This is a genomic window from Streptococcus sp. UMB1203, assembly GCF_030217725.1.
Taxonomy (GTDB): domain Bacteria; phylum Bacillota; class Bacilli; order Lactobacillales; family Streptococcaceae; genus Streptococcus.
On record NZ_JASOOK010000007.1, the window covers coordinates 59,753 to 66,593 of the forward strand.

6 protein-coding genes are annotated in these 6,841 nt (G+C 38.6%); all 6 read right to left on the reverse strand.

The window, feature by feature from the left end; translation table 11 throughout:
- Positions 1-84: 84 nt before the first annotated feature.
- Complete coding sequence (gene trhO, locus QP439_RS03255) at positions 85-1,071, reverse strand: oxygen-dependent tRNA uridine(34) hydroxylase TrhO (protein ID WP_001030020.1); 987 nt, start codon at positions 1,069-1,071, stop codon at positions 85-87.
- 131 nt (positions 1,072-1,202) lie between these two features.
- A complete protein-coding gene (locus QP439_RS03260; protein WP_261027326.1) occupies positions 1,203-1,499 on the reverse strand; it encodes a bacteriocin immunity family protein in 297 nt (98 codons plus the stop codon).
- Positions 1,500-1,555: 56 nt separating this feature from the next.
- Positions 1,556-2,245, reverse strand: coding sequence for a CPBP family intramembrane glutamic endopeptidase (locus tag QP439_RS03265; protein WP_261027327.1), 690 nt, complete (start codon positions 2,243-2,245; stop codon positions 1,556-1,558).
- Between the two features lie 235 nt (positions 2,246-2,480).
- Positions 2,481-3,965, reverse strand: a complete 1,485-nt coding sequence (locus QP439_RS03270) for an ABC transporter substrate-binding protein (RefSeq protein WP_285387582.1) — start codon at positions 3,963-3,965, stop codon at positions 2,481-2,483.
- Positions 3,966-4,172: 207 nt separating this feature from the next.
- The gene (locus tag QP439_RS03275) at positions 4,173-5,096 is read right to left on the reverse strand and encodes a carbohydrate ABC transporter permease (RefSeq protein ID WP_285387584.1); all 924 of its coding nucleotides are present in this window, start codon (positions 5,094-5,096) and stop codon (positions 4,173-4,175) included.
- Between the two features lie 13 nt (positions 5,097-5,109).
- Positions 5,110-6,039 (reverse strand): ABC transporter permease, encoded by a 930-nt coding sequence (locus QP439_RS03280; RefSeq protein WP_173283124.1) that lies wholly within the window; start codon positions 6,037-6,039, stop codon positions 5,110-5,112.
- Positions 6,040-6,841: the final 802 nt, after the last annotated feature.

A 6,841-nucleotide genomic window follows, 5' to 3' on the forward strand; every position in this document is an offset into this window, starting at 1 on the left:
CCTATTTTCCTGAAAGATACAGAAACAAACTTTAGATTTTTTAGTAAAAAGCATAGAAAAACAGCCCCTAAGGACTGTTTAATATTATACTGTAGCTGCTTGATCCAAGCTTTCACCGATAGCAGCTAGGCGCTCGACAACTTCAGCTTGTGTCAATTCATGTTCTGAAACATAGCGGTTACGTGGGTGAACACGACACTCGTGTGAGCATCCACGAAGGTACTTGTCTTCATTTTCTTCTGATGTCAAGATACGACGGTTACAGAATGGATTTCCACAGTTGACATAACGTTCACATGGTGTTCCATCAAACCAGTCTTTCCCTACGATGGTTGGGTTGACATGGTTAACATCTACGGCAATACGCTCGTCAAAGACGTACATTTTTCCATCCCAAAGCTCGCCTTGAACTTCTGGGTCTTTACCGTAAGTTGCAATTCCTCCGTGCAATTGGCCGACATCTTTGTAGCCTTCACGAACCATCCAGCCTGAGAATTTCTCACAGCGAACGCCACCTGTACAATAAACCACGACACGCTTGTCCATGAATTTTTCCTTGTTATCACGAACCCATTGTGGCAACTCACGGAAGTTACGGATATCTGGGCGGATAGCCCCACGGAAGTGTCCTAGGTCGTACTCGTAATCATTACGTGTGTCAAGGACAACGGTATCTTCATCAAGAAGGGCTTCTTTGAACTCTTTTGGAGACAAGTAAGCACCTGTTGTTTCAAGTGGGTTGATGTCGTTGTCAAAGTCGTTGTCTTCCAAACCAAGGTGGACAATTTCTTTCTTGTAGCGGACAAACATCTTCTTGAAGGCTTGTTCACTTTCTTCGTCAATCTTAAACCAGAGGTCTTCCATGCCTGGAAGGCTGTGAACGTAGTCCATGTATTTTTGAGTTGTTTCATAATCACCTGAAACTGTTCCGTTAATTCCCTCGTCAGCGACTAGGATACGCCCTTTAAGGCCGATTGATTTACAGAAAGCCAAGTGGTCTGCAGCAAATTGCTCTGCATTTTCAATTGGAGTATAAAGGTAGTAAAGTAAGACACGAATATCTTTTGCCATAAGATTTGTTCTCTTTTCTATTCTTAAATTTTCAGAATTTTTCATCTAACTATACTAGTATACCTGCTTGAGAAAACGAATGCAATTTATTTGACTGGAAATTTTAGAAAGGAACATATCCCTGCACTTCATCAATAACCATAGCGAATAGCAGATAATTCTCTCATTTTTTTGATCTGCTCGGCTTGACTTTCTGACAAACTTAGCTTGTTATCAATCAATACGCGCGCAAGATCAACGTTCATTTGACTCAAAATAAATGGAGTAGAGGTCCCATCGTCCTTTAATCGTTTTTTATAACTCACTAACAGATTTTTCAAGGGAACAAGTTGAGGCGTATCCTCTATATCTTCCAGTAGATAATCAATGATAGTCATGGCTTCACAACGCCTTTCGCTTCCTCCTGCAAACCATTTTAATGGTGTCATTCTTATTTTCCTCCTTAAATTGAAAAACGATCATTCCTAACTCTCATGCTAATATTTTACCCAAATACCCTCTGTAAAAAAGTCAGCAAAAATGGTAATGTTGCGAAAATATTATTGATCACATGCACCGCATAGGATGGATAAATGCTCTTGGTATAGCGGGTCAAACTAGCAAAGATGATGCCAGATGTTGCAAAGACGAAGATATCTAACAAACTAGGCAGGCTTGAAAAATGAGGAAGAGCAAATAAAATTGACGGAAGAAGCAAATCAAGGCCAAATCTCGAATGCTTAAAAAAGGCGTGTTGCAGTAATCCTCTATAGATTAGCTCTTCCATAAGTGGAGTCAGAAAAAACAAGGTTACATAGATACCAAGCTCAGCAAAGTTGGTCCCACTATAACCGATCAATACAGCCCAACCTTCAGCAGTTGACTGAACATGTTTAGCTGTCTGAACGTTAAAAGAGATCTGGAGCACTACCACTAATACTGTCAAAATCGAATACCAAAGCCATTTTTTTCTCGGAATGCGAAAAAGATAGCCGTGCCCTGTCTTAAATAGAATCCAAATCATGACTCCACTAAATAGCAAACTCAAGAGATTTTGAATCCAGACGAAATTGCCAATCTGGGAAGAAAATTGCCAATAATTTTGAACAATAAGCGTCAACTGAGAAAGACCAAATACAAAAAATAGATAAGACAAGACTGCACTTATTTTGAAGAGAAGCTGATACTTTTTCATGTGATCCTCCTTTGTAAACCCGGAACATCCCTAATATAAACCATATTTCCCCAAATTCTTACTCTAAATCTTAAATAGTGCTTAAGATTTCCTGAATGGTTAAAATAAGGGAAATGAGGAAACAGGAATATCTATGTCTTTATTTCAAAAAATCACTGCCTTCCCCAAATAAACCTGAGGAAAACAGTGATTCAGTTTTTAGGAATTAGGAATGAATACACGAAATCAATTAATCTTATGATTTTTTGTTTTTCAAGAATTCATCGTATTGTTTTTGCATTTCGTTCAATACTTTATCGTAGGCACCTTCAGATTTCAATTTTTCCATCAATTCTGGAATAGCTTTATCTGGGTCTACAGTACCAGTGTTGATAGCTGTATCGAATTGTTGCATTGTGTTAGAGATAGCTGAGATTTCAGATTTCACATTGTCAGTGTTAAAGATGAATCCAAGCGCTGGAGATTCTTTAGCTTCTGCCAATTGTTTCTTAGAATCTTCGATTTGTTGGTCTGTAACATTTTCGTTGATGTAAAGGATCCAGTTGTTACCAGTGTTCCATCCACCCATGTGAGTGTTTCCTTTGTAGCCATCAAGGACTTTAACACGGTTTTCTTTACCTTCAATTTTTTCCCAGTTCTTGCCTTCTGGACCATAAACAAGACCATTCAAGAGTTCTGGGTTAGTGTTCAAGAGATTCAACACTTCCATTGATTTTTCTTTGTTCTTAGAGTTGTTTGAGATAACAAAGTTAGCAACTTGTGTTGTTTGGTTTTTCTTAATGAAGTTAGTGATTGGTTTGATTTGGATATCTTTGTTCGCAACACGTGAAAGCAAGCTGTTACCGTAGTCAGCTGGTCCTACTGTTTCTTCACGAACGAACCAAGTATCTTGTTGAAGGTCAAATGAAGTATCGCTTGTTGCTACGTCTTTTGGAATGTATCCAGCTTCATAGAATTTGTGAAGAGTCTTCAAGTGTTCTTTGAAACGAGGCACTTCGTAACGGTTTACGATCTTAGTAGTGTCTCCTTCAAGGTCGATAACGAATGGAAGTCCATTTGGAACTGGGTAGTCAAAGTTATCAGATGGGATGAAGTTCTTAGTAACCGCAAATGGCACTACATCTGGAGCTTTTTCTTTGATTTGTTTCAAGACTGGTTCAAGTGTTTCATATGAAGTGACACCTGAAATATCGATACCGTATTTAGCAAGAAGAGTTCCGTTGAAGGCGAAGTTTTGAGATGATGCAACGTTGGCTGCAACTGGAACTGCGTAAATTTTACCGTTTACAGTATTACCTTTGATGTAAGCTGGGTCAAGTGCTTTGTAAAGGTCTTTACCTTCTTTTTTGTACAATTCTGTCAAGTCAGCATAAGCACCTTTTTGTGCATTTACAACGTAGTTATCTGCAAAGGCGATATCGTAGTTTTCACCAGATGATGTGATAACTGACATTTTCTTATCATAGTCACCCCATCCAAGATATTGGATATCCAATTTAGCACCAACTTTTTCACCGATGATTTTGTTAGCATTTTCTAGCAATTCATCTAAGTTATCTGGTTTGTCACCGATTTGGTACATTTTGATAACAGTTTTTTCACCTGAAGCTGAGTCAGCAGCTTTTTTACTGTTACCTGAAAGGTTTCCACAAGCAGCGAGACCAGCAGCCAAAGCGACTACGCTAGCAGATGCAAAAGCATATTTTTTCCAGTTTTTCATGACAAAAACTCCTTTTTTATTTTTAAACTTATAAACAATGTAATGATCTTATACTCAATGAAAATCAAAGAGCAAACTAGGAAACTAGCCGCAGGCTGTACTTGAGTACGGCAAGGCGACGTTGACGCGGTTAGAAGAGATTTTCGAAGAGTATTAACTTCACACAAGGGAAGTTGGGAACTGAGAAATGTTCTTTCTCAACAAGCACTATTCTTTCACACCACCGATAGTCAAACCTTTTACAAAGTAGCGTTGGAAGAATGGATACAGAATCGCGATTGGAAGGGTTGCGACCACAACCATGGCCATACGACCTGTTTCTTTTGGAAGAGCAACTCCCAGTTGACCAGATAGGCCGACTGCTTTGGCGATGTAGTCCATATTTTGCTGGATTTGCATGAGCATATATTGCAATGGATACAAGTTGTCACTCTTGATGTAAAGAAGGGCGTTGAACCAGTCATTCCAGAAACCAAGAGCTGTCAAAAGCGTGATGGTTGCGATACCTGGTAATGACAATGGCAAACAGATTTGGAAGAAGATCCGGGCCTCACTAGCACCATCGATACGAGCGGATTCTAGAATGGCTTCTGGAATAGTCTTCTTGAAGAAGGAACGCATCAAGATGATGTTAAATGGTGAGAGAAGCATTGGAACAATCAAGGCCCAAACTGTATCACCAAGTTGAAGTAAACGAGTTACCACGATATAGCCCGGTACCAAACCAGCGTTGAACAACATACTAAGAAGGGCAAAAATCGTAAAGAATCTGCGATACTTAAAGGTTGTCCGTGAAATAGCGTAGGCATAAGTTGTTGTGATAAAAACGTTTGTGATAGTCCCCACCACTGTTACAAAGACTGAGATGAAGAGGGCTTGGAGGATTTTATCCTTAAACTGTGCCAAGAACTCAAAACCGTCTAATCCAAATTGGGATGGGAAGAAGCTATATCCATTTTGGAGGATACTCTTTTCATCTGTCACCGAAATAACGATAACGAATACAAAGGGTAGGATACAAGAGAGGGCAACCAAACCAGAAATGGTACTAAAGAAGATATCTGCTTTCTTACTGAAGGAGTGAATGCCGACATTATCAATTTTTTCTTTTTTAATTTTCTTTTCTGCCATATTCTCCTCCTTTCTAGAACAAGGCTGAGTTTGGATCAACTCGTCTTGCCAGTAAGTTTGATAGGATAACCAGAATCAAGCCGACAACTGATTGGTAGAGACCTGCCGCTGAAGCCATCCCGATATCCGCTGTCTGAGTCAAACCGTTATAAACATATACGTCCAAGACATTGGTTACGTTATAAAGCTGACCAGCATTGTGGGGGATTTGGTAGAAGAGACCAAAGTCTGCACGGAAGATATTTCCGACTGCAAGGATGGTCAATACAGTTACCAATGGTGTCAACTGCGGAATGGTTACATTGCGAATTCGTTGCCATTTGCTAGCCCCGTCCACTGTTGCTGCTTCATAGTAGGTTGGATCAATTCCCATGATTGTCGCATAGTACATGACACTGCTATAGCCAAAACCTTTCCAAATACCTAGGAAAAGTAGGAGATAAGGCCAAATTCCCAAATCAGCGTAGAAGTTGACTTCTTTTAGACCAAGACTTTCCAATAAATGATTGAACACCCCTTTATCAATATTTAGGAAGGCATCTGTAAAGAAACTGATGATAACCCAAGACAAGAAGTAAGGGAACAACATAGAAGTTTGGAAAATCTTCACCATTCTCTTGGAACGGAGTTCACTGAGGATAATGGCAATCCCTACAGATACAACTAAACCTAGAAAGATAAAGCCAAGATTGTAGAGGACAGTATTTCGTGTGATAATAAAGGCGTCTCTTGAACTAAATAAGAATCTGAAATTATCGAGTCCGACCCATTTACTATTTATGATACTATCTATGAAACCATTACTGGTCATGTGGTAGTCTTTGAAGGCAACCACATTCCCAAATACTGGAATGTAGAAGAATAGAATCAACCAAAGTGCCCCTGGCAAAACCATCAAGAGAAAGATCCAGTTGTCTCTCAAGGTTTTTGAAAACTTATTCATAATTTCCTCCCTTTTTATTTTGATATCCATCTAAAAATTCTTTTTTAGACTTTTGATAACGATTACATTATTAGTATACTCCTATTTGCAGATTAGGTTAAACTCCTAATTATAGAAAAAACTCCACAAATTATGTAGCAGATTTAAAACTTTATCACCACTATCAAACAAATGTCCTAAATCAATTGTTTATTTTATCTCTATTAGCCTAATGATGGCGTCACTCTGTTACCCTGTGCTAGTCTCTCAAACAAAATTTTAGGAGCAATGAAGCCCACTATTTTTAGAAAAAAGGTCTATTATCAAGTTCCTCATACTTTTGACCATAGAGGTTTTTCTCTTTTTAACGTTTTTTCTCAAAACTCATCCTGATCTCTGTCTAAAAATAAAGGTACTACTTTTCTCAACTTTTTTAGAAAGCTAATACTCTTCGAAAATCTCTTCAAGCTACGTCAGCTTCCATCTACATCCTCAAAACAGTGTTTTGAGCAACCTGCGGCTAGATTCCTAGTTTGCTCTTTGATTTTCATTGAGTATAAGGCAAGGCCAAATCAATTTATAACAATGTTTTAGAAGCGATATTGTACTAGTCCAGACTCAGTTCATTATAGTGTCTGATTTCTCCCAGACTGACTCCCTACAAAAAGTGCAAATAAGAAATCTCCAGCTTAGTAACTATCAGTGAGTTCTCGAGTCTGGAAATTTTTCAATATACTTCGTTATTGGGCTCTATAATATTTGTAGTGGGTAAATCCCCTATAGATATTATGGAGCCTATTTTTGTGTAGAAAAAAAGTCCCAT